This is a genomic window from Streptomyces cyanogenus (assembly GCF_017526105.1).
In the GTDB taxonomy this organism is placed as follows: domain Bacteria; phylum Actinomycetota; class Actinomycetes; order Streptomycetales; family Streptomycetaceae; genus Streptomyces; species Streptomyces cyanogenus.
On sequence record NZ_CP071839.1, the window covers coordinates 24,293 to 48,683 of the forward strand.

14 protein-coding genes and 2 pseudogenes are annotated in these 24,391 nt (G+C 67.0%); 4 read left to right on the forward strand and 12 right to left on the reverse strand.

The window, feature by feature from the left end:
* Positions 1 to 193 precede the first annotated feature (193 nt).
* From S1361_RS00080 to S1361_RS00090, 3 genes are all read left to right on the forward strand, one after another.
* The gene (locus S1361_RS00080; protein ID WP_208029831.1) at positions 194 to 394 is read left to right on the forward strand and encodes a hypothetical protein; all 201 of its coding nucleotides are present in this window, start codon (positions 194 to 196) and stop codon (positions 392 to 394) included.
* A gap of 788 nt (positions 395 to 1,182) precedes the next feature.
* The gene (locus S1361_RS00085) at positions 1,183 to 1,614 is read left to right on the forward strand and encodes a hypothetical protein (RefSeq protein WP_208029832.1); all 432 of its coding nucleotides are present in this window, start codon (positions 1,183 to 1,185) and stop codon (positions 1,612 to 1,614) included.
* Positions 1,615 to 1,685: 71 nt separating this feature from the next.
* Complete coding sequence (locus S1361_RS00090) at positions 1,686 to 2,699, forward strand: helix-turn-helix domain-containing protein (RefSeq protein ID WP_208029833.1); 1,014 nt, start codon at positions 1,686 to 1,688, stop codon at positions 2,697 to 2,699.
* Between the two features lie 1,757 nt (positions 2,700 to 4,456).
* Here the strand turns inward: S1361_RS00090 and S1361_RS00095 are convergent.
* From S1361_RS00095 to S1361_RS00140, 9 genes and pseudogenes are all read right to left on the reverse strand, one after another.
* On the reverse strand, positions 4,457 to 4,981 hold the full coding sequence (locus S1361_RS00095; protein WP_208029834.1) for a hypothetical protein: 525 nt from the start codon (positions 4,979 to 4,981) through the stop codon (positions 4,457 to 4,459).
* A 1,883-nt stretch (positions 4,982 to 6,864) separates the two neighbouring features.
* Positions 6,865 to 7,074, reverse strand: a pseudogene (locus S1361_RS00100) (hypothetical protein); the annotation flags it as partial.
* A 117-nt stretch (positions 7,075 to 7,191) separates the two neighbouring features.
* Positions 7,192 to 7,458: a YrhB domain-containing protein gene (locus S1361_RS00105; protein WP_208029835.1), complete on the reverse strand. Its 267-nt coding sequence runs from the start codon at positions 7,456 to 7,458 to the stop codon at positions 7,192 to 7,194.
* On the reverse strand, positions 7,458 to 13,904 hold the full coding sequence (locus S1361_RS00110) for an RHS repeat-associated core domain-containing protein (protein WP_425087954.1): 6,447 nt from the start codon (positions 13,902 to 13,904) through the stop codon (positions 7,458 to 7,460). The genes S1361_RS00105 and S1361_RS00110 overlap by 1 nt, the downstream gene beginning before the upstream one ends.
* 309 nt (positions 13,905 to 14,213) lie before the next feature.
* On the reverse strand, positions 14,214 to 17,756 hold the full coding sequence (locus S1361_RS00115; RefSeq protein ID WP_243769473.1) for a LamG-like jellyroll fold domain-containing protein: 3,543 nt from the start codon (positions 17,754 to 17,756) through the stop codon (positions 14,214 to 14,216).
* A gap of 634 nt (positions 17,757 to 18,390) precedes the next feature.
* A pseudogene (locus S1361_RS00120) lies at positions 18,391 to 18,755 on the reverse strand (hypothetical protein); the annotation flags it as partial.
* Positions 18,756 to 19,030: 275 nt separating this feature from the next.
* Entirely contained in the window at positions 19,031 to 19,198 is a 168-nt protein-coding gene (locus S1361_RS00130; RefSeq protein WP_199808327.1) for a hypothetical protein, read from the reverse strand.
* Between the two features lie 124 nt (positions 19,199 to 19,322).
* Positions 19,323 to 19,616 (reverse strand): hypothetical protein, encoded by a 294-nt coding sequence (locus S1361_RS00135; protein ID WP_208029837.1) that lies wholly within the window; start codon positions 19,614 to 19,616, stop codon positions 19,323 to 19,325.
* 491 nt (positions 19,617 to 20,107) lie between these two features.
* Positions 20,108 to 20,776, reverse strand: a complete 669-nt coding sequence (locus tag S1361_RS00140) for an HNH endonuclease family protein (protein WP_208029838.1) — start codon at positions 20,774 to 20,776, stop codon at positions 20,108 to 20,110.
* A 214-nt stretch (positions 20,777 to 20,990) separates the two neighbouring features.
* Here S1361_RS00140 and S1361_RS00145 point away from each other — a divergent pair, with 214 nt between their 5' ends.
* On the forward strand, positions 20,991 to 21,191 hold the full coding sequence (locus S1361_RS00145; protein WP_208029839.1) for a DUF6207 family protein: 201 nt from the start codon (positions 20,991 to 20,993) through the stop codon (positions 21,189 to 21,191).
* A 165-nt stretch (positions 21,192 to 21,356) separates the two neighbouring features.
* Here S1361_RS00145 and S1361_RS00150 read toward each other — a convergent pair whose 3' ends face one another.
* From S1361_RS00150 to S1361_RS00160, 3 genes are all read right to left on the reverse strand, one after another.
* Positions 21,357 to 21,989, reverse strand: a complete 633-nt coding sequence (locus S1361_RS00150; RefSeq protein ID WP_208029840.1) for an HNH endonuclease family protein — start codon at positions 21,987 to 21,989, stop codon at positions 21,357 to 21,359.
* Positions 21,990 to 22,283: 294 nt separating this feature from the next.
* Complete coding sequence (locus S1361_RS00155; RefSeq protein WP_208029841.1) at positions 22,284 to 22,748, reverse strand: lamin tail domain-containing protein; 465 nt, start codon at positions 22,746 to 22,748, stop codon at positions 22,284 to 22,286.
* 812 nt (positions 22,749 to 23,560) lie between these two features.
* The gene (locus S1361_RS00160; protein ID WP_208029842.1) at positions 23,561 to 24,106 is read right to left on the reverse strand and encodes an NUDIX domain-containing protein; all 546 of its coding nucleotides are present in this window, start codon (positions 24,104 to 24,106) and stop codon (positions 23,561 to 23,563) included.
* Positions 24,107 to 24,391 lie beyond the last annotated feature (285 nt).

The following is a 24,391-nucleotide window of genomic DNA, read 5'->3' on the forward strand; positions in this document are numbered from 1 at the left end:
GGTGGGAGTGCGGCGGCAGGTGATGAATGGTTCCTGCGCGGTGTACGGGCGGGGGCTCGCGCTGTTCGACGCCGTCGTGGACAAGTGGGGGCTATCACCGGGCGCCGGCGGCGGGATGACGGCGTGGTTCGAGTGCGCGGCGGGCGGGGGACGGCGATCGCCTCCTTCTTCTCGGTGCTGTCGGACGCCGGTCGTGGCGACGGTCGTCTCCTCGGCGATGTCCTTCTCCTCGACCTTCTTCTCGACCGGCGATGTCCACCTTCTCGACCTTCTCCTTGGTGAAGGGCGTGTGCTTGGCCGTCTTCTTCAAGGTCTTGATGACGATGTGCTTGCTCTTCGCGGCTTCGCCAGCGGGCACATCGTCGCGGCGGCCCCCTCCAGCTCGGAGGCGTAGCCGCGGTCCGGGCCAACGAGCGTGGGGCCTGTCTGCTTGCGCGGCGCGGCGTTGTTGGTGCTGGTCGTGGTACGCGTCTGCTCGCCCGGGTGGTCACCGGGGTCCGCCGGTGACCGGCGATGGCGGCGCCGAGGCCGTCGGCCCCCGCAATGGACATCTCGTCTTCCGGGGCATGTTGGTGCGGTTCACAGGCCCTGTGATTGCCATTGTGGTCGTCGCCGCCCTGGTCATGTCGGACTAGATGGCCGGGGTGCCGGGCTTGTTCCCAGCACGCAGGAGACCGGCGCGGGGGAAGGAAGGACGGGAACTCGGCGCAGGGGCCTGTTCGTTGAGGTGCCGTTGGGCTGCTTCGGGGACAGGGAGGACTGTCTTGAACCGGTTTCCTGGTTCTCGATGCGACGGCAGTGCATCGCTGTTGACCAGCAACGACTGCGGTCTGCACAGGGGAAATGCCCAACTACACGGATATGAAGGGCCGCTGAGTGATCTTCAGAAGTGGCTCGTGACCCCTGGAAGTGGTAGCGCGTAGGACATGATTGGTACCGAGGACCTCTCGCACCTCGGCGTGTCAGCTGCAACTGACGCGACGCGGTCACGGTGCTCGAGCAAGACCCAAATCCCTGTCTGGACCAACGGATGAAAGGAGTCCACGCGACATGGCGCCGCTGCGGCGGCGCCACCGTTCGCTCCCGTCGGGACGCTCATTAATGACGAAGAGTTCTGGAGAAAAAGTGTTTCAGCAGTTCAACGAGCCTTCGAGCTCGTCTCCCATCGGGACCGGGCCGTTCATGCTTGTCGACGGCCGGATCCTCCCCTACACCCACACCCCCGTGCAGGACACGGGCGGTGTCCCGGCCGGCTCGACGTTCTCGGCCTCCTCGGCCGCGCCCGCCGCGCCGACGGGCCCGTTCATCATCGTCGATGGTGCGGTCCGTCCCTACGAGCCGGCCCTGCCGGCTCGTCCGGCGCCCGTTCCGGTGTCCGGCTCCGGACCGCTGATCGTCCACGGCGTCGCCCTGCCCCAGCCCGTGGCGGGCACGGCGAGCGGCGGGGCCAACGGCACGGCGCACACCGTGCCCTGGCCGTCCGTGGCGATCACGGCGATCGTCGCCGCGGTCGTCATCGCCTGCATGTTCATGGGCAAGTCGACCGAGGCGATCGTCGCGGGAGTCGTGCTGATCGTCCTGCTGGCTAACCACGTTCGGATCGCACTGGCCTGACGTCCTGGATCCCTTCGGCCGGGACCCCTTGCGGGTCCCGGCCCCCGGGCCGGACGGAAAGGAGACCGGTGATGGCCCGTACCCCTGACCCGCTCCCCCAGCGGGACGATCCAGTGATCAATCTCGCGCGGTTCCTGCGTACCACGCAGGCCGACGCCAGCACGATCACCGAGCCCATGACCTTGAAGAAGATCTCGCAGCTGTCCGGGGTCTCGGAGGGCTCGCTGTCCAAGGCGCACAACGGCGACCCCCGCATCTCGTGGCGGACCGTGGAGGGCTGGGTCCGCGCTTGCCGCGGTGACCTCATGGCCGCGCGCCGCCTGTGGAACAAGGTCCACGAGATGCAGCAGGCGACAGCCCCCGCCGACGCGGCCGCACTGCAGGCCCGGGCGTTCGGCTACTGGGAGCACACCCGCGGCCGGGCGATCGTGCCGGGCCTGGAGACCGAGGCGCAGTTCCTCCTCTGTCTGAGCGCGCTGCGCAAGTACGTGGGCATGTCGCTGCGCGAGTTGTCGCAGGCCACCGAGCGCAGCGGTGTCCCCTACAGTCACGCCACCCTGGGTGCCGTCCTGACGGGAAAGCGCGCCATGACCTTCGAGCACCTGGCCGCGATCCTGGCCGGCTGCGGCGTGCCGGTACGCCAGCAGCAGGGGTGGGCGCGCGCCTTCGCCAAGTTCGACCCTGCGCGTGACGTGCGCACCGGCTGGAACCCGCGCTCCTTGCGCAGGTCCCGCCTGGTGGAGCCGGCCGGCGAACAGGTCGAGGAGGTCGTCTCCTCCCCCGCGCGCATGCGCTTCGCGTCCGTGCTGGAGCGTGCGCTGACGGAGGAGGGCGTGACCATCAAGGTGTTCGCCGCGCGCGCCAAGCTGGACATGCCGCTCGTCGACCGCCTGTTCGCGGGCAAGTTCCTGCCCGCCCACATGCTCGCCCGGGCGAGCGAGGCGGCTGCCGGGGCGAGCCCCCGGACCCGGAGGGAGCTCACCGTCCTGGTGCAGGCGCTCGTGCGCTCCCTCACCCCCGGGGAACGGCGGGAGTGGGGCAGGTTCTGCCGCGAGAGCGGCATCGCCGAGTCCTGGGCCGGGTAACCGGCCTGCTTCTCGAAGGGGCGGGTGCGAGGTGTTCGTTGACCTCGCACCCGCCCCTTCTGCGATGTGCAGCTGGGCAGGGGGCCGGCGACAAAAGTCCGCTGCTGCGCCACGGCGTGGGCCTGTTCAGGAGGAGCGGGATGCCCGCCGTGCGGGCCGGCGCCCGTCGGCCGCTCGCCACCGACGGCACCTCGTACGAGGGGCTGGGGCTCGACGCTGTGTTCTGCGTGCCCGGCTGCGACCTCCTCCGCCGCCGCTCCTCGGGGGCCCGGGGCCACCGGTCGTGGCCTGGCCTGCAGCAGTATGGACGACAGTCAAGGGTGCGCCGGTGCTGCGACACCGTACACGTGCAGCGTGGTCGGTTCCCCCCGGGGGCGGGCGGGTCGGTCGCGCGCCGCGCCAGCCTCGCCCGTGCCCCCGTCCTCGTCTGCTGGCCAGATGCCCTGGTTGAGCCGGTGGCCACGACGGCCGGCAGCACCGCCTGACCCGCTGCCGTAGCTCCTCGAACTCGCCTCTCCGTCTGCCCGGCACCTCCACCGGCGCCGGGGTCTTCTCGTCGAGGGCGTCGACGCCGACCGCCATGCCGGAGAAGGTCGCCGCGTCAAGGGCGGTGGACCGTACGGCTGCGTGGTCATCGCCCAGCTCACCGAAGCGGCACGCAGCGGCACGCAGCGGCACGGACAGCGTCTGCATGGGGGCTGCTCACCTCGCGACGACGGCGGGCACGGCACTGGTCGAACGGCCACGGCCAGCCCACGCCCCCCTTCGTGGGAGGCGCCACGCCGTCCACCGCCGCGGTGACGGTGGTGCGCAGGAGGAGGACCGCTCCAGCCATGTGACGTGGGGCATGCCCTATGCCGACGCTGCCGAAGGCAAGGCGGAGCGGGGGCGTCGCGGACACCGAGCAAGGTGCCCGCGACGCCCGCGTCGACCTGCTGCCGGTTCCCTCCTCCAACTGCCTTCTCTCCTTTTTCGAATGCGACCCGCCTGCCGGAGCACCACGGTGGGCGAAGGTCCGTACAAGATGGCGGATCTCCTGGCAACGATTCGACGAAGCGCAGGCCCGGGACGCCTCACGGCGTCGCAATCGACGCCTCTTCCTGTTCGCCGATGCTGGAGTCCGTCCGGTAACCGTGCACCGCTGGGTCCGTCCCACGCTGCCAGGAAAATAGAGCCGTGTGAGATGTTTTCTTCGCGGTTTATACGCCATGACAGAGGGATACCTTTGGCGACCGCTTGCTGGGTGCGCGCCGAGCCTCGGGAGGGGTGGCTCCCGATTGCCTCAGTCTCAAAAATGAATCGCGCCAAAGATGAATTTCTGTCCATTTTAACCTTGCATGATAAGTGCACTCTAATCACGGTTGCAAATTTGCTATCCTGCATCGCGCTCGTGCATGGCACGGCGCCAGGAGGACAAGGAGCCCGTCTGTGCTGAGAATCTCGCCAGATGCCGCTGACCGCGCGCAGGAATCACCGCGCGCCGACGCTCCGGCAATCGCTCCGTTCCCCCGTTGCACCGGCGGCGGCCTGGGCACTGCACGGGCCTACTGGCGAGACCGGCGTGCAGGTGCCGCGAATTGCGGAGTGGCAGCTCGTGCGAGCGGCATGGGGGTGAAGCCTGCCCGGAGGAACTGATCAGACGGCTCGAAGAGCCGCGCGCGCAGGACGATGCCGGCGCGCCTTGGAATCCTGCCTCAGATCCCAGCAGGGCCCGCTCAGCCCGATTTCCCATCCCCAGCCCGCGGAGACCGTGGTGCCTACGTGTCGTGGAGGGCACTCTTCGCCGCGTCGACGAAGCGGCTGAGTGCCGCCCAGTAAGGGCTGTAGCAGGCGTCGAAGCGGGCCTCTGCGCCTGCGTCTCCGGCAATGACGGAGTTGAGGGCCTGATACGGATCAGTTGTCGCCTGCTTCACCGCGTACGCTGCAGCAGCCGCCTCGTCCGGCCCCTCCAGTTCGATGACTCGCACAGCCCGCCTCAAGTCGCCGTAGGTGTCCCGGATACGGTCGCGGAAATCCTTGAGCGTCACCGACCGGCTTTCAGGGTCGCTGAAGCGGTGGACTTCGGACACCTTCCAGTACAGCTCAGCCATCCGCTGGCCCTGTTGGATGAGGGCCAGGTAGGCGGACCGACGAGCCTCGTGCAGCCGCTGCATGCGCTGCGACGATGCCGCCGCGTCGGCCTGGATGCGGGCTGCTCTGGTGTTGCCTCGGCTGGTCACCCAGCTGGCCAGAACAGCAGTTCCGCCGGTGAGCGCGGCAATCCAAAACGTATTGTCAGCCACACTCGGCAGTGTCAGGGACCAGTGCTACAGCCGCCAGAGTGCGCTCGAGCATTTGCATGTAGCCCCGCCAGAAGCCCTGTCGGGTGAGGACCTGCGTTGGGCGAAGAGCGGGACTGGTGAGTTCTCAAGGATTCTCATCAACGACTCGCGTGGTCAGGCAACTCCGCGTACCCATGGGCTACTGCAAGCATTCCCCATGTCAGCTGCACAGCACTTCCCTCGCAAGTGGCGGCTGATGCAAGGCTGCCCGCGCAACAGCCGGGCCAGGCGGCAAAGACACCCAGAGTGCGTCCCTGACGGGACCGTTGAGAGTTCATGCTCACGTCCTGAGACAGATCTGGGGCTGGACTGTTCGCGTTGCTCCTGAGATGCCGGACCCGACACTGCAGGCGCCCGCGCCATCCCGACGAGCCGGCCAGTCTCCGCTTTCGGCGCATGGGCGGGGCCCAGCAGCTGGGCCCCGCCACACACACAGAGGCGCAGGTGAGGCTGCAACCAGCACCCACGCGATGCTTCCGTCACCCCGTCTGGACCAACAGATGAAGAATGACGAAGAGCCAGGCACAGGAAGGCCCCAATTCGGTTGCCGCTAACCGTGCCTGAAGCGAACCATACGCGACTCGCTTCGGTTCCTCAGCATGGGCGAGGAGCCCGAAGAACCGGAAGCCAGCGAGACAGTGCGAGACAGATCTGAAGAACGGATAGCTCTGACCTGCTCAAACGCTGTGGTCATCTCCGGTTGTTCAGCTGGATCACTGAGTCCAACACTACGGGTTTGAGGCACAGTTGGCCGCAACTGATGGGGCTGGTCCCAGGTTGCCTTTCCCGCGCGATTGGCGCCAGTACTGCGCGGGAAGACGAGACAGCGCAAAAGAATCATGCCCTCAGACGCCGCAACGCACGCCTGATTCACGGCTGAGCGGCTGGTACTCAAAGCATGCCTACAGGTCCTTCTCAGTCAGACGCCACGGCTGCGGCCAACAGCAGGCCACGCCTGGTGGGAGCCTGCCGGAGGGACTCCCGCCGGGCATCGGGCTCTGGCCGGCTCCTGGCGCCCCTCGCAGCAAGAGGATGCCGGACACGGACCAGGAACAACGGCCGCGGGCAGCCCTCGCCAGGGCAGCAGGTACGGCCAGGGCGGACCAGCGACCGGCAGTTGGCGCCGACTCTTCATCCTCTGGCGCTCCGCGCGCTGCCAGACACGTAGGCCCTCACCGATCGGATCTCAAAGAAACGGCACTCTTCTGCCTACTCACCAGCCGACTGAGGAATCCGAGCAGCCGGGTGGCCGGCCATTGGGCGCAAGCAACGCGCCCCCGCTCGACACACACAGGTCATCCTGGCGGGGACATTCCTTCGGTCCCGTGCTTCATCAGCACCCCGGACCGCTACTGGACAGCGTCCAACCCCTGAATTCACAATTGCAATTTAATATTGAATTCCTGCTGGTGGTCGGTCCTCGGGTCGCAGCAGGTCATCCTGAATTACGCCCTCACTCGAATGAGACGGCATGCCGATGGCGGCCGCGGGCAACAGGACAACGTTCTCCGGCTGCGCACACTCCCGGCCAAGCCGTTCAGCGAGTCGGCATGGACGTCGCTCGTCCGACGCGAGACAGTTCGTCGGCTGCTGCGCTGTCGTATGTGCAGGCACCACAGCGCGCTCTTCACAGCAGGCCTGCAGCAGAGAGAGAACGGCAAGGGCAAGCGTGGTCGTGTCGGCAAAGGTCTCCCCGGCCCGCAGAGCGGAGCCACAGCTTGCGCCGGTATGCCGAGCCAGAAGGCCTGCCAGTCCGGCGGCGAGCAGACCGAACACCGTGGTGACGGCCAGAGCCAGTACCAGCAGTGGGTCTGTAAACGAACGGTGTGATCAGGGTGGTTGGGTTACTGGCGGGCTGCTGAAAGTCGGCCGTCGAAGGTGATGTCGAAGGCGTTCAGCGCGCTCTTCCAGCGCATGGTCCAGCGGGCCTGGCCCTTGCCGGTGGGATCGAGCGACATGATGGCCATGTAGACGCACTTCAGGGGGCCTGCTCGTTCGCTGAGTGCTCCCGAACTCACGCCGGAGGGCTGGTTCCCACGTGCGGGAACCAGCCGTAACGCATGTCTGTGAGCTACCGGGCTCAACAGGGCACTGAGCGTCGTGGGCCGCTTGATCGTGGCGAGAACGCCACCGCCCTACTACGTCAGGACAGCTCCGTCGATGCGATCTCCTTAGCGGTTCCTCCAGAACTCCCGCTCTTCCAGGAGGCCGAATCTTGCCTGTCCGGTACTCATGTCCACCAGAATCGGCCAGCAGTCCAGAAGCTGGATACTAGAGTCACGAGTCTCCAGAAATTGGACTGAATTATAAGGGGCAATGAGATAGCCCTCCTTCACTCGAACTCGCCCCCAGTCGATCGCCAGCTCCGGCTCGGCGACGTCCCGACTAGCCTGCAGGAAGGAGTTCGCAATCTCGCGAGCCTCTTTTTCCGAAATCATCAGTTTGTCCTCATGAACTTGTAGGAGTCCCAGCCTGCAGCATGGCCGGCACTGCCGCTCTGACCATCAAGGAAGGTGACGCGCCCACGGATATTAATCACATTGAAAACGTGACCCCCATCCGGGTCCAGGCCATGAACGATCCCTCTGGCGCCATTTCCAGCTTTCTGCATATCGGCTACGATATTCGAGAAGCTCCTATTTCGAAACTTGCGACCGTACAGGTTTTCGATCACATCCACGTCGCCACGCGGGAGCCTGGGCAGGGCATTAGAGCGAGTACCGTCGGCGAGCATAAGATCCAAAGAGACCACGCATGCTCGACAATTAGTTTCCCCGCCTTTCGGGTTAATTAGACCTTTGAGGCCTGTTTCAGGAGTGTAGTACGTGCCGCCAAGGATGGTACTGCGCCCCGGACTCCAAGCGCCTGCACCCTCAGCCACCAAGCCTTCGCTCGCCGCACCGCCTCTGGCACCTATGGCAGCGAGAAGGTTGTTGTAGATGTCAGACGTACCCTGCTGGTAAGTAGAGCTAGCCGGATCGGCTCCCTGCGATGCGGCCCATTCATCGTAGGAATCGGCTACTTCGCAATCCTCCGCTCCGAACCAGCAGAGCGGGTATCCGGCTTTCATGCCCCACTCGCCAACCTGGGCAATTGCATGGCCCCAACCAAGGGCCACTTGGGCGACGCTTTCGTCGCCAGGGCCTTTAACTGCACGGCTTGCGGTATTGCCTGAACTGCCGGTATGCGAGGTGCCCGTCGCATTGTAGTGAATCTTGCCGCAACTTCCGTTGTGGCAGCTTCCTGCGCTGGGATTGCCCGGGTCGATCGGACCGTCCGTGATGGTTTCACCGGGCTTGTCATCATCGAAAATCACGCGGCCCTTGGGTACCCCCACTCCGCATGCGTCAGCGAAGCACATACCGGTCGGGTCCGACTGGGTGATTGGCGAGTTTCCGGCGTAGCTGTACCCGTTCAGGGACTGGTGCTGGTCTGTCGCGAGGATTGGGTCGACGCTGATGAACTGGGCCGTGATGGGGTCGTATTCGCGAGCGTCGACGTGGGTCAGGCCGGTTGAGTCGTCGGTGGGTTTACCGAGGAAGGCCTTGTCGTCGGGCCATGACGTGGGCTTGGTTCCGCGGGGGGCGCCGAAGGGGGTGGTGTAGCGCTTGGTGATGGCGTAGGTGGTGGAGTCGAGGGTGATGCTGGAGGTGCCATGGTGGTCGGCGGCCAGGAAGCTGAGCTTGGTGCCAGAGACGCCCGAGGCGGCCGTGCGGACGGCGATGGTCTGGCCGTTCGCTGTGTAGTAGCGGGTGCCGGAGACGGTCTTCGTGGTGCCCTTGACGGTGAGGTGGAGTTCTGTGCCGGCGCCCAGGTAGAGGACTGTTTCGCCGTCTCCCTTAGCGCGGCGGATCAGTAGCTCGCCGTTGGCGTCGTAGAGGTAGTTGGTCTCCTTCGTGTTTTCGGTGAGCTTGGTCAGGTCGCCTTCGGTGTTCCAGATCAGCGTTTGCTGGGCCGTGGGGCCGGGGCGGGAGATGGTGTTGCCGCTGCTGTCGTAGGTATAGGTGCCGGTGCGGGTGCCTGCGATGTTGTCGAGAGTATGTGGCTTGTTGTCCTTGGTGGTGTCGTTGTAGGTGTAGGTCGTGGACTTGTCACCTGTGATGGTGTGCTGGGTCTCGGTCCTGCGCTGACCGGCCGTGGTGTAGGTGTACGACGTCCAGTAAGGGGCTGCGCCGTCCAGATTGGCGGTCGTGCGGCTGGATGCGGCGCAGTCCGCGGTCTTAGGGGTCCAGGCTTCGGTCATGCGGCGGTTGCCGTCGTAGGCGAAGCACTGGTAGTCGGCCTTGGTTGTGCCGCCCTGGGTGGTGGCGTCGAAGATGGAGGTGACGTTCCCGGCGTCGTCCTGGGTGAACTTCAGTTCCTGGGCCATGTAGCCGTGGACGTCGTCGGTGACGTAGGAGCGGGTGAGGCGGCGGGTGCCTTCTTCGTATTCGAGGTTGAGGTAGGCCTTCTTCGCTGAGGAGGTGCCGTCCTTGCCCAAGGTGAGCTGCTGCAGGTCTCCCTGCGGGGAGAAGGCGGCGGCCTGCTGGTAGCCGGAGGTGCCGCCTGCGTAGACCTGCTGGCCCAAAGCGTTGAATTTGTAGGAGACCGCTTCGGAGGGCAGGCCGCCGATAGCCGGGGAGGAGTACTGGCTGACTGAGCCGTTCAGGTTGTAGCCCGTGGTGAAGGACAGTTTGTTGGCCACGTAGCCGTCCTTGACCAGGGGCTCGGTGGCGGGCAGGAGTAGGTCGCTGCCGGTGACGTGGTACATGGCGTCGTAGGCGGTGACCTTTTCCGTGTAGGCCTTGCCGGCCGTCGTCGCGCCGCCGTCGTAGCGGGTGGCAGTGTCCATCTGGCCCTTGGCGAGCTGGTCGAACTCCCAAGCGGCGAGCCTGTTGGCGTCGGACTTGTCGGCCTGCCACATGCCCGTCTTACGGCCGAGCACGTCGTACTCGTACAGCAGCTTCTTCGACGCGTCGGTATTAGGGGTGGTGCTGACGATCTGGTCGAGGTCGTTGTACGCCGTTGCGGTTGTGCCCTTGTCGGGGTCGGTGGCCATGATCTGTCGGCCGAAGAGGTCGTAGGTGTAGGACCACATGCTCTGGTCGGGGCCGGTGACCGTCTTCTGCTGACCGGCGGAGGTGTAGGTGTAGTCGGTGGTGGTGAAGTTGGTGCCGGTCGGTGTGGGGCCGGCGTATTCGCGGCGCTGGGTCATCTGGCCGAGTGCGTTAGTGACCACGGCGGTTGCCTGGCCGCCGGCCGGTGCGGTGGTGGTGACGGTGTCGCCGGTGTAGGTGGTTTCGGTGGTCCAGCGAGTGACGCCGTGGACCTTGGTCACCGCCTTCGTCGGCCTCCCGGCTCCGTCGTAGGTGCTGTCCATCTGGATCGGAGCCTGGCCACCGGAGGCTTCCACAGCCTGGGAGCTGGGCAGTGAGGTGCTGTCCCAGATGTCGGAGTGCTGGCTGACCGCGAGACCGCGCGCGTCGTACTCCGAAAGAGCGATGAGACGGCCGCCCTGGGGGGTAGGGCTCTGGACCTGGCGGGAGCGCAGCAGGGAGTCGTAGAACTCGTAGGTAGTGTTGTAGCCGGAGCCGTCGTGCCTGAGGGTGGCGGTGGAGACCCAGGGCATGTCCGCGCTGGTGACGTGATAGGCGTAGACGTAGTTGGGGGTTTTGCTCAGGACTTTGAGTCGGTTGGGCAGCCAGAGCTTGGTTATGCGGCCGAGGCTGTCGTACTCGCTCTCGGTGACCTTGCTGTTCGGGTCGGTGACCTTGAGGGCCGCTCCCGTCGCGAAGTCCAGTTGTGTCTCGGTCGCGTATGTCTTGGCGTCGGCGGCCATTGTCGTGGTCAATGGGCCGGTGTCCGCAGGCGTGTAAGTGGTCGAGGCGACCGTCTGGTCGTTGGTATCGGTGACGGTCTTGGGGCGGCCGAGGGTGTCGTACGTTGTCTTGGATACCTTCTGCCAGGCGGGGGTTTCGTCGCTGCCGTAACCCTTGGCGCGTCCCGTCCAGGTGGCGTCGCCCCTGGTGGGCTTCTGGGAGGCCGACCATGTGGTGGCCGTGGTGTCGTCGTAAACGGTGGCGGTATCGGAGATGACGTCTCCGGGACGTGCGGAGTCACCGGGCAGATCGAGTGCCGAGTCGGCGGTGGCGCAGGTGGCGGCGACCATTCGGGTGCGGGAGACAAGGGAGTTGATGCCCTTGTCGTCGTTGCGGGCGTACCAGGTGCGGGTGCACTTTTCGTCGTCGTCGACCGCGTCGTCGCCTTGGTTCTCGACAGTTGAGGCCATGCCGTAGTCGTCGTAGGTCGTCTTGACCGTGTTGACCCGGTCGTAGGGGGTGAGCTTGCTGGTGATGTTGGTGCGAGTGTGGGTGGCGGCGGTGCGGACGTAGTACGCCTCGGTGTCCGCATACGACTTGTGCTGGGTCGCGGTCCGCTTGGACCAGGGGTCGTTGATCGTGCCGCCGACTTCCGCGTCACCGTTGTAGGTGACCGACTCGCGGGTGAAGCCCGCGTACTGCTCGGCGTCCGTGATCTGGCCGGCCTTGATGCCCGAGACGGTGACGGTCTTGCGTTTGTCGGCGGCGGAGGTCTTGCCGTCCGAGCCCAGTACGCGGTCACCGTTCATGCCACGCAGGTAGACCGTGGTCTCCTTGCTTTGGGTGCGCCCGGAGATGCCGGTGAGGTGGGTGACCTGCTGGTAGCCGCGCCAGATGGACCAGGTGCGCTCCTTGGCGGGAGTCATGGGGTCCTCGTCGTAGTGCCACGCACCGCCGCCGGTGTACTGGTAGCTGTGCTGTACGGCTTCGGATCCGCCGTGGGGGTCGGTGGTGGACACCGAGCTGACCGGGTACTTCTGGAACCAGTCGAGCTTGGGGTCCTTCTCACCGTTGGGTGACCAGTACACCGGGTAGCAGCGTTTGGTGTTCTCGTCCAGCTTGGGCTTGGTGCCGGCGGCGGAGCAGTCGGCTTCCCGGTAGGTGACGATGGTCTGGGCGCCGGTCTCGGAGGTGACGGTCTTCAGGCGCGGCTTGTTCAGCGGCAGGATGTTGTCGGCCTGGCCGTCGACGCGGTTGGGCAGCATCACGTGGTCGAACTTGACCGGGTCGAGGGAGAGGTCGGTGCCGCGCTTGCCGGTGTGCTTGATCTCGTCGAGCCAGAGGGACTGGTCGGTGGAGTCCCCGGTGTCACCGGGGTCGAGGTAGAGGTGCTTGAGGGACCAGACGTCGACCGGCTCGAAAGCGGGGGTAGTGGCCTTGGCGTTCCAGGCGTAGGTGGTGATCGTCGTCAGGCGCTTGCGGGTGAAGAACGAGGGGCCGAGGTTGCCGGTGCACTTGTCGCCGTCTTTGCAGACCGAGTCGAAGGGGACGTCGGGCCAGTTGTCGCGGGTGTCCTTGGTCAGTGAGTCGCAGCCGGTGCCCGAGGCGAGGCATCGCTCGTCGTAGGTGAAGACGACCTTGTCGGAGGCGGCCGGGGAGGCGGAGAAGAGCTTGTCAGCGCGCTGGCCGTAGCGGATTTCCTTCAGGTAGCCGCCGCGGACGTAGTCGGTGCCGGTGTTGTCGTCGCCGAGCTTGTCGTAGTTGTTGTGCTCGGCGGTGTACCAGTAGGAGGAGGCGTTGCCGTGGGTGTCCTCGACGTAGTCGAGGTTCCAGCGCCAGGCCTGCTTCTTGGCGCGCTCGGCGAAGGTGTCGCCGGCGGTGAAGCCGGGCTCGACGGGGTCGTCGCCGAAGACGGGAACGGTCCAGACCGAGTTGGTGCGGTCGTCGGTACCCGCGCCGTCGAGCTTGTTCAGGCCGAAGACGTACTTCGTGCCGTCACCGGTGACGACCGTCCAGTGCTCGCCCTGGCCGTCGATGCCGGTGGAGCCCTCGTCGCCGTTGTCCGCACCGGTGGAGTGCGTGACGGTGGAGGCGTCGTCGTCCTTCAGCCGCCACCTGCCCGTCTCGTCGTCCTTGACCAGCTCGGTGGCTTTGCCGTTGAGGACGAGCGAGGCGTTGTCGTACTTCCAGCACAGGTCGTACTTACCGTCCTGGCCGTCGTCGTCGCAGGAGCCGTATCTGCGCTCGATGTAGGAGGAGGTCAGGTCGAAACCGGTGCCGATCTGACTGCCCTGGTTGTTGGAGTTCGCCGTCTGCCCGTCGACCGCGCCGGAGTCGTAGGAGATGGACAGATCCGGCTGGGGGCCGGCCGCGGCCGGGGGAACGCGCAGGGGGTAGGACCAGGTGAACGAGCCGGAGGAGCCGCCAGCCTCCCAGGTCGAGGAGGCGGACAGCGGCGTCGCCTTGTAGCTGCCGGTTCCGGACGTCGTGCCCGCCGCGAGGGCCAGCAGCATCGGCCGCCCGCCCGAGGCCAGGGCCACCGGGGCGGTGATGCTGTCGTTCTCACGGTCGTTGACCGCATCGAGGACGTCGCGCTGGTGGCACTTCGCGGCGGCCAGGTTCTTCAGCGCGCAGTCGGTCAGACGGACGATCTGAAGGCGGCTGGCCCAGTCGCCGCCGTAGGCGGAGGCGAAAGCGGAATAGTCGATGCCGAGGCGGGCCGTGCCGCCAGTCTGAGAGCCGGTGAGCTTGAGAACGACGCCCTTGATGCCGAGCTTGGCCACCGCCTTCTGGTCGAGGACCTCCACGGTGATGGAGGAAGCCCGCTTGCCCTTGCCGGGACGCGTCGCGGTGATGGGCAGAGAGCCGGGGGCGGCCTTGGCCGTGCCCTTGGCCGGGACAGTCAGCGACGCCTTGCCGGCGTTCGGCCAGGTGACCTTGCGCTGTTGGTCGTGTCGGGCCCGAGCCGCGGCCGTCTCGTCGGCCGCGGCTGCCTTCTTCACCTCGGCCGCCGCCTTCTTGTTCACCTTGGCGGTGAACGGACTGACCTTGGTGGCATGCGGAGGTTTCAGGTGCGGGCGGCCCAGGGGGTCGACGTCCGCGGCGAAGGCCACGGGGGTCAGCAGGCCGGGCAGGAGGACCAGGCCGGTCGTTGCGGCGATGCGCCGCAACCAGGGGTGTCTTGGCCCGGATCCACGGCCCGCAACGGGCCGGGGTATGCCAAAGGGATTCATGGTGGGTTCTTCCTACGCGGTGCCCGGCCGGCTCGGGCCGGGCGCATGCCGTTGAGGAGCAAGAGGCGGAGCAGAGAACGAGGGCGGCACACGTGCCGTGCGCGCCGGGTGGCACGGGGCTCCCCGCGGGTGGCGGTGGGCCCCGTGCTACGCGGTGCTTCGTCAGACGCTGTCCGGGGCGTCCAGAACCTGTGACTGGATTTGTTCGGAGTTCATCGCTCCGGTCCAGATCCGCAGGGATTCCAGTGCGCCGGGCAGGTAGTGCCCCGTGGAGCCGGCGGCTGTTCCCCTGCCTGCGGACAGCGTTCCACTGCCCTGCTGGACCGCGGAGAAGCCGGAGGCATCATCACCGGGCTGCTCCATACCACCGACGTACAGGTGAAGTCGGCCCATGCGATCCTCGGTCTTGGAGGAGTCAGTGGGGTCGGTCCACTGCCATGCTTCCTGCGCGTCATAGACGCCGGTGACGTCCACGCCCGTGTTGAGCTCGGCAAGGTCGCCGGCTGCCACCTGCGCGCTCGGGCTGACCTTGCCGTCCGTTCCCACGGCGGTGCGGGTGAACTTCCACTGGTAGGTGTCCGCTGCGGGCTTGACCACCCACAGCGCCCATGACGACTCTCCGCCGATCGCCTGGCCGGCCACCTGGGCCTGGTAACCGACGGGCTTGGCCGCCAGTTTGTCGGCGTCCAGCCGAACGTGAGCGGAGACGGTGAACGAGCCTGTCTCGTCGGTCACCGGGCCGGTCGCCGAGGCGTAGCCGGACGTTCCGTCCAAGAGCAGCGCGTTGTTGTCCTCGTCCAACACCGCGCCGGTGGACGACAGCGCCAGGGCTGGCGCCGGGTAGGGACTCAGCTCCTTGATCTGGGAGCCGGTCGAGGACGCGGCATCCCAGTATGCGACGAGTTCGCTGGCTGCCGTATCGTCCTCGGTGAGCTTGGCCTCCTGGGCGATTTGCTCGGGGCTGAGCGCGTACTGCCACACTGAGATCTCGTCGAGACGGCCGCGGAAGTTTTCACCATAGGCACCGTCGGCCAGTGAGCGGCCGAACTGCATACCGGCCGTGGATGCCCAGGGCTGGTAGGCGGAAGACACCGCGTTCAGCACGACGGGCTGGCCCTGCGGCCGGCCGTTGACGAACAGCTGGATGGTGTCGTTCGTCTTGTCCGTGTCAGCCTTGGTGTCGAAGACGGCTGCCAGATGGGTCCAGGCGTTCAGCGGCGGCGGCCCTGCATCGGCGATCGAGCGCAGGAAGACCGGGTTGTCCTTGACGTCGGTAGCGGTGCGGTTGAATACCCATTTCTTGTAGCCGGCGGAGTAGTACAGCGTGAAGGCCGAGGCATTCGTGCCTGGGGCCGACAACACCACGTGCGTCTGGGAGGCGTCGGTCAGGTAGACCCAGGACGAGATAGTGAAGGAGTCCTTGGTGTTCACGGCCGGCGCGGCGGTGGCGGCGTAGCCGGAGCGCTGGGTGTCGTCCGAGCCGTCGTTCAGCCACAACGAGTAGTCGGCATCGCCACGGCGGCCGAGGCTGGACCAGCCCGCACCCGCCGTCTGCAGTGTGGCGTCGTGCCGGGTGCCCTCCGTCGCCGTGTCCTTGGCCAGCGTCGCTCCCGATCCGGGGGCTGCGTCGTTGAAGTGCCAGCGTCCTACAGCGCCTGGGGGTGGGGACACCTTGAAGGTGAACTCTGCGGGCGTGCCCCATCGGTCGTGAACGTCCTTGGCCCGAACCGACAGCACCTGTGTGCCCGACAGGAGTGGAGCTACGTCCTTCACCGCGACCTTCGTCGTCCCGGCGACCGACTTGGTGCGCGTGGTCAGCAGCTTGTACTCATAGGCGGTGACATCGGTGTGCCCGGACGCATCGAGGTCCGCGGTGTTCGGCTGGAAGGTGAAGGTCCCGGGGATACCGGGGCCTCCCTTGCCTTCGCACAGGTTCGCTGTGCACTCGGTGTACGGAGAGCCGGCACTGATACGGGGCGCTTTGGGTGCGGTTGAGTCGATCTTGAAGTAGCACCAGGAGCTGTAGGGCGACCAGAGGTCGCCGCTCTTGCCGTCATACGACCAGTGCGACTGTGTTCGGGCCTTGTACCGGTACAGGCCCTTGTCGGCGCGATCGCTGGTCCGCAGCTTTTCCAGCGTCTCGTCCGGGTGCCAGCCGGTGTCGGGCATGTGCCCGGTCCACACCTGGTGCCAGGCGGCGTCGTCCCCGCGCTCGACCACGTACTCGGCCTGCAGGGAGCCTTCCTCGTCGCCCTTGTGCGCTTCGACCAGCGTCTGGACGCGGGCCTGGACCATCGGATCCTTACGCGTCACCACCAGAGGGTCGGAAGAGGATTTGTTGCAGTAGCCCGTTGTCCCGGTACCCGGGATCACGCCGACATTGGTGGGCACGCCCGGCTTGTAGGCGAACACGACCTGCAGTTCGGCGCTGTCATCGAACCGCTTCCACGCCCGCGGGTCACCCTCATCCTTCGCACGCAACATCAGGGTGAGCCGGCTGATCTTACCGTCCGCGAAAGAGCGGACGGTTCCGGTGAGGTTCTCGTCCGATTCTTTGGAGCTGTCGTTGAACTCTATCCACTTGTCCGGCTGGTCCGGGCTGCACAGGTCTCCGCGCCCCGCCGCGACGTTCTGGTCACCCATCAGGTCCAGCTGCTTAGGGCCGGGCCAGCGGGTGCCCTCGGAGATGTTGTCGGTGCGCACCAGGTCCAGCCAGTGCGGGTCGCAGTTGAACGACCAAGTCTCACGGGCCCGGAAGGTGGCATCCAAAACACGCTTGCCGGCCAGCTTGGTGGGGGCGAACTCGAAGTACATGCGGTCGACGTAGCCGCCGCCACAGTAGTAGCCGTCTGCGGTACCGCACTTGCCGACGCCCTTGTCGCCGTCGAACATCCAGAACTTGTCACCGTCGGAGGACAGCTTCGTACGCTCTGAGACACCCAGGCCGATCGCGGGGTCGATGTAGACGGGGTAGACCGTTTCCTTGCCGCGCAAGAGGTTCAGGTCCGGGTGCACGGCGATCGCATCGTCGTCGACCTTCACCGGCAGCACGGCGGTGGTATCACCCTGCCCCGGCTGGGAGGGATCATCGTTGTCCGGTCCCTGTGCGGGGGTTGCCGCGTTGGTGCGTGTCAGCTGGGTTTGGGGGCCTGTTTGGCTGTCACCGGCTGAGTCCCACATCTGCCCCGCCGGCCCGCGGAAGAGGGCGTTGCCGTCCTCGTCGATAGCGCGCAGGCCGCCACCCGCTCCCGGCACCACGGACAGGCCGTCCCCGGAGGCAGCGAGCTTGACCTGTTCCAGAGCGGGATTCTGCGCGGCCTGGGGGCTCTTGACGACGAGGATCTCCCGGTAGCCCTCGGCGGTCGCCGTCAGCTGCAGGTCCACACCGTCGAAGACGTTCGCGTAGGTGGCGGTCGGGCCGTTCAGCGTCGGCTCCGGCAGCGGCCCGCTCCAGTCCAGCGTGACCGACCGTCCGTCCTTGCCCAGACGGATCAGGCCCGATCCAGTGCCGGCGCCGGAGAACGACAGGTCCACCACCGCGCCCTTGGGAGCAATCCGCCCGTCCGGACGCCGCTCCAGCACCGGGTCCACCGTTCCCCAGCCGCCGCCCTTCTCCTTCACCCGCTGGGGAGTCGTGGACTGCGTGAGCGTGAACGAACCGTCCGGGTTCGCCTGGGTCGTGGAGTACTCGGTACGGTCCTCCATCACCTCCACCTGCTCCCCCGACGCCTGAGCCCGGGCCGAAGCCGTCACCTCATCCAGCACCGTCGTGCCCGTATCAGCGCTCAGCGTGGACGGCACAGATGCCCAGGCCGGTACCGCAGGCAGCACCGAGAGGAGCAGAGAGATCCCCACGCCCCCCAGCAACACACCACGAGATCTTCGAACTCTCCGCAACTGCCCCACATGCCCCCGCCAGTTGCCCATGCAACCCACCCCCGACACACAATCCACAAAGGTCCCGCAAAGTAAATGCACCGTCACAATGAGCGGTCAATCGAGTGTGTCTGGGGTCACAGAAGTATGGCCGAAAGTATCTGACCTGCGCAGACAGCAACGCGCTTCGATCCCCGTCTTGAATCGAGCCTCACCTCCACAGCCTGGATCAAACCAACCATCACGCCCGTGTAGACCCATAAACATCCAAATAAGAGACTAGGCTGTACGAGCTGCGGATACTGAGGCCAATCGCCAAGACAGGCACGCGCATCCGAACGAAGGCGGTGCGGATGGCCGCTGGTGCTAATAGGTGACCGGGGCGCTGCGGGAGTTCCGCCGGTTCGGGCTGACGCTCGAGCCAGCGGGGCCGTGCCGTGATCCGGGCGACGCGTCACGGTGATCATCGCGAGGCCACAACACCACCCGGAGCCTTGACCGACGCAGTGACAGCGAGTGGCTGCGTTTCAAGTCGTTCCAGGGGTGCTGGGGGCCTATGTCCTCGGTGGCTTGTGTCGATGCTCAGCCCCCAACGCATCTTGTCGGCCACCCAGTCGGTGACGTACTGGCAGCGGTAGCCGACAGCCGGCAGCAGCCACGTGGACGGGCCCTGGTCGGCCTTGGACCGATTCGAGGCGGCCGAGACCGCGATTAGGCGCGCTTGTAGCCGAGGTCGTTGGCGTAGACCTCACCTTCCTTCGCGCTCCAAGCGGAGGCGCCGGAGTCCCGGGCCTCGGCGAGCGGGACCAGCTGGTCGATGCCCAGACCCAAGCTCGTGTCGGCGACGACGCACAGTGCGTGCTCGCTCCACACCCGGCCGGGGTGGTGCACGTCGCGCCGTACGACCATCTGCCCCGGTCTCGAAGCTGTGCACCCGCATCACTCCAGCCGCAGGCCGGTGATCCGCTGCGCTCCCCCGCCTGACGGTCCTTCCGGCTGCGCCTCCAAAACCGTTGGGCCCGCCACGCGGTCCGGGCTGGCAACGAGAGCCTGAGGCTCGGGCAGGCCTGGTGGCTGGCTGTCATCAGGCCTGCCTCATGTGGTCAGCGTCTGCGGGCCCAGCCGGAGCCGATCCCTGCCACGTGCAGCGCCAGAGCAGTCAGTCCCAGCAGCATCACGTTCGTCGAAGAGAACACATCATTGGTGCTGAGGTCCGCTGCGTTGATCAAGAAGGACACGAAGAACAGCACCGCCGCGACTATGCCGAGCATGAAACGAGCTCCTCTCAAAGGGGGTGAAGCCCGTATGCCCGGCCACCGCCACCGCAGACGTAGGAACGCTCTGGAGCCGGTGCCGCTCGGTGCGAGCTGGTCGGCTCACCCTGGGGGCGGAGCATCAGGCGTGAGCGTGACGAGGACTTGCTGCCTTGTTCGAGGCTGCGTGATGCGCGGGCCGGCCCGTCTCGGGGACTTCCAGACGCCGCAGGGACAAGGCGGCGGTGACGAGGAGCCCGGTGAAGACAGCTAGGAGCAGGACGGACACCCACATCTGCCGACTCCCCGGCGCCTGCCAGCCGGTCCAGGTGACGCACACCGCCCACAGCAGGGCGCCCCCGGCGTAGAAAGAGCGGACCCGGTGCAGCTGCCGCACGGCCCGTAGGAACATGATGCGTTCGGTCTTCGGTGCCATGCGCAGTCGTGTACCCCAGGGCACGCTGTTGAACGGCTCGGGCGTTCTTACTGCCGTGCCTTTCACGTTTGCTCTTGTTGCTGAGTGCGCCCTTCGAAGTCGCGCCGCACCGCTGCACCTTCGTCTTCGGCCAGTCCTGCACCACCCTAAAAGTCCAGAACGGCACTGCAATGGTGGCACGGTTTCTCATCTTCGGCCGGCATGCCGCAGGTCTTGCAGAACTGGTTACCTTCGCTGCCGATCAGGCATTTCCACAGGGGAGTTCGCTGGGGCAATCCCAGCGCTCGCTGTGGTCAGTGAGGAGCGTTTCGGTGATGGGCGGAGCTGGCTGGATTTCACTTCCAGGGACGCTCGTAAGTCGATGCACGCACTCGCCCAGCCGTGGTAGACGCAGCCGTACGGGAAGAGCCGCCCGCAAGGGCTGACGGCCACCGCGAACGCTCGCCGGTGGCGTCTTCCCGTCAGGTCTGGACGGTTGGGCCGTTCCTGGATCAGCGGGCTGGTGTGACCGTGACGGGGACATTCGGACAGTTGCCGAGTACCTCGGTGAGCGCGGCCTGCTCGTCGGTGTCGATGCTCAGGCCCCAGCGCGTTTTGTCGGCCACCCAGTCGGTGACGTACTGGCAGCGGTAGCCGGCGGCCGGCGGCAGCCACGTGGACGGGTCCTGGTCGGCCTTGGACCGGTTCGAGGCGGCCGACACCGCAATCAGGGCGCGGTCATCGCCGAGGTCGTTGGCGTAGGCCTCGCGTTCCTTCGCCGTCCAGGCGGAGGCGCCGGAGTCCCAGGCCTCGGCGAGCGGGACCAGGTGGTCGATGTCCAGGCCGCTGGGCCCGTTGATGTAGCGGTCGTCGTACGGCGAATACCAGCGGCCGCCGCTCAGCTTGCAGCCCGGGCCCTGCACGGGCGCGACGACGGCCTCCGCCTTGAGCACCTCCGCCCGGGTGTTGCAGCCGTCCCGGTCGGCATCGACCCAGTGTTTGAACGCGGTGCGCTCGTAGCCGGTGCGGTCCTCGTCGGACACCGGAAGCTGGGCAAGGGCGTCGCGCACGGGCAGCGTGACGCTTTCGCCGGGCGCGGCAACGGGGGCGGCGTGGGCGGTCGCGGGGATGAGGAGAGCTGCGAGTGCTGAGGCCGTGGCGGCGGTACGGGGGATGCGCACGGGCGGGGGTCCTCTCGGGAGATCACGAGCAGTGCGTGATCTTCGTAGTGGCCCGCGCGCGCGACCCGCCCGGGAACCGGCACCGGCTCAACCCGATCGGGGGGAAAGTGGGATGACCAGCACCCCGCCCTGGCCGACGCGGTGTTGTCCTGCAGTCGGGTGAACTCCCGGCCGCCGGCGAACCCGCGGTCGCTGTGCAGGCGTGGTGGCGTTTATGGACATTCTCGAGGTGCACGTCTCGGAGCCGGGTCTGGTCGTCGTGGACATCGCGGCGGCCGACGATCAGACCGCCTTCGCCTTTCACTCGGCGCTGGCCTCGATGTGGGCGACGACCGCGGTGGAGCGCACGAGGCGGGATCCCGGTCAGCCCGGGGTCCGGCTGCGCTGCTACCTCGACATGCGTCAACAGCCCTGACCCGGCTCGCAGGCGCCTGGACGGCTGCGTTGGCGCGTCGCCGGGGGCCCGCACCGGCCGAGGCGAGGAAGAGGCTGCCTGCTGCGCGGCGGTGCGGCCGCGCCGCCGCGCTTCGCGCCGGCCGGCACGCCTGGTGCGGTGAGGCGTGCCGGCTTCGGTGCTGGGTCAGTTGGTGCAGGTGTCGAGCATGGAGGACAGTGCCGTCTTCTCCGCGTCGGTGGTGGTCAGCTTCCAGACGGACTTGATGTGGGTGTAGTCCTTGGCGTAGGTGCACCAGAAGCCGTGGTTGGCCGGCTTCCAGTCGGCCGGGCCGCTGTCGGACTTGGAGGTGTTGGAGGCCTCCGAGGCGATCAGCAGCTGCGGGTCTTTGAGGTCGTTTCCGAACGCTTTGCGCTGGTCGGCGCTCCAGTTGTCAGCGCCGGAGCGCCAGGCTTCGGCGAGGGGGACCATGTGGTCGATGGTGGCCTTGGTTACGTCGGTAACGGTGGTTTCGTCGTAGATGGAGTACCAGGAGCCGGATGCCGGCTGGCAGCTTCCGGGCTTGTCCTGGACGTCCTTGCCGTCGCGGGCCAGGACCGTCTGGCGGGTGGTGCAGCCGCCGGGCTGGCTGGACCAGATGTCGAACTTGTCGCGGGCGTAGCCGTCCATCGAGTGTGGGGCGGCGACGGTGAGGGCGGCCAGTTCCTGTCGGGCGGTCGCGGTGGACGGTGGTGCGGGCGGTTCGGCCAGGGCCGGGGCGGCACTGACACCGATCAGTACCAGGGTGGTGGCGGGCAGGCTGAAGGCGGCGCGGCGCATGAAGTCTCCGAAAGGTGTGGGGGGTTGGAGATGCGCACACGAGAAAACCGCAGCCGTGGCCGGCTTCGCTACGCGCGTGGACCACCTACGACAACTCCCCCACCCCGCCTTCACCACCACCCCACGCCCGCCCGTCGGGCATGGACGGCCGTGCCGAGCAGCCCCGGTCCCGGCAACGGGCCACCGCCAGGGCCCGGCACACGACGGGTGGACTGCCCCCCGGCTCGGGGGCAGCCCACCCTTCAAACGCCGCTGTCGCCGGTCGGCATCACCTACGGCCGGCCGGAGTGGGGGTCAGCCGCGGCGGTCTGCTTCGTGACGCCAGCCGTCACCGCCGTGGCGGTGACGGCCCCAGGAGGCGTCGTCGACGAAGCGGCCGCGGTCGTTGCGCAGGGTTGCGGTGTCGGCGTCGTTGTCCCATACGTAGTTGCGGCGGTCCTGGTACAGGTCCGTGCGGGTGTCGCGTCCGACGCCGGTGTGGACGCGGACGGTCGCGCGGCCGTTCAGCCGGTAGTGGTCGAAGGTGTAGGTGTAGCCGTCCTCGTCGACCAGGGTCCAGCCATCCAGGTTCACCGCCTGCCGGGAGTCGTTGGTGATCTCCACCCACTCCGCGTTCAGCGAGCGGTTGGAGCCGTCATCGCGGCCCGGGGAGTCGTACTGCACGTCGCTGATGAACACCACCGGGTGCTGCTGGCGGCCGTGGTGATAGTCGGCGGCCGACGCCGGCAGCGCCACCGCACCCACCACTGCAACGGCCACACCGGCAACGGCGGTCAGACGACGGACGGAAGAAGAAACGGACACAGAGGTCCCCCTTCAAGTGCGGACACCCAGCCGAACCGCAGCGTGAAACCGCGGGCCGGCCTGGTGCGTTGTGCTGTTGCGCAGCCGGTCGGCCGCGCACCCACACCCTCCAGCCAGCACCCCACCGTGGGGAGGATTTGCGGGGCCTGTTACGGATTGAACAGATTTCTGTAACGCTCAGCTGTAATGCCCATCGATTGCGCAGGGGAGCTGAGTTCACGCGGCATCGCCTACCTGGCCCTTTGAGCTACTGGCCTCGAGCGACGCATCGCCGGTCTGAGCCACCCCACCGTGACGAGCGCACTCACCCGGAAGTGAGTAACAGCCCGGCCCACCGATTCGGCCGAGACCGGACCGGCCGTGGGATGCGTCGGCGACTCTTCACTGCTAAAGGAGCGACGTGGACCGTGGCGGGCTGCCATCACCCGAACGCTCCACACCGCGGCCTTTGCACCCGCACCCCGGCCTCTCCTCTAGCGACGACGCACCCCTCGGCAGACCTTGAGGAGCTGGCCACCGGGTCAGGGGCTGTCGCCGGATCAGTGGAAACGGCCGTGGTCGTCCGGGCGGGGCCAGTACAGCGCCTCGTCTCCCGGACCGAACTGCCCGAGGTCCGCCAGCAGGCAGACACCGGTCCCGATCTCATTGGATGCACGGGGTCATGGGGAGGGCGGCGGTGCGGTTGGAGGTGCAGGTCGAGTCGGCAACGCCTGGCGGGGCGGGTGGGCTGGGCAGCCAGGGCAGGGCGGCGGCGCCGTTCGCCTGATCTACACCCAGGTGTAATTCTCGTCGGTGACTGCGTCCAAGGCGGCGTTGGTGATGGGGGCTCGGGGGTCGGGGAGGGCGGCGAGCGCGGGTCCGATGGGCGGGAAGAGGGGCAGGTCGGCGGCCTTACGGCGGTCGACCCACTCGATCAAGCCGACTTCGTAGCTGCCGTCGGGGAGTTCGTCGAGCTCTTGCTCGGCGAGTGTGGCGCGGATGTCCTCGGTGATTTGCAGGCGGTAGATCAGGTGGAGTTTGCGGGGCGGCGGGGTGGGGCCGGGGCGGGTGACACGTTGGTCGATGACCCACAGCAGGTCGCCGCCTTCGGCCTGTCCGACGTCGAGCCCGAGTTCTTCCTGCAGCTCGCGGGCGAGGGCGCCTTCGAGGTCTTCACCGTGTTCGACGTTGCCGCCGGGCGGGGTGTAGTGGGTGGAGTCGGCCCGGTCACGGCGGATGAGAGCGACCTCGTCGCCGCAGAAGACGACGGCCCCGGTACGGATCTTGATCCGGGAGAACGGGGCAGCTGTCGGCTGCTCGGGAGTACTCGTCATGGCGGCCAGTATCACGGCCGTGCCCGGGCTCAGGCCGGGTTCCGCTGGACTCTACGGCGGGCAGACCGAGCAGGTCGTGCGTTGCCTGGCCGCTCACCATGGGGGTGTGGGTGAGACGCGGCCGTCTCAAGCCCGTTCCCTGAGAGAGCCGCGGAGGATTCGGGCAGGCGGCGGGTCTTCTCCCAAGCGTGCCGCCGACGAAGCGCAGAGTCGGGGTGATCGCCCTGGCGGCCTGGCCGCGGCACTCCAGCTGGAGGTCGAGCTACTCAAAAGCTGTGTTCGCCA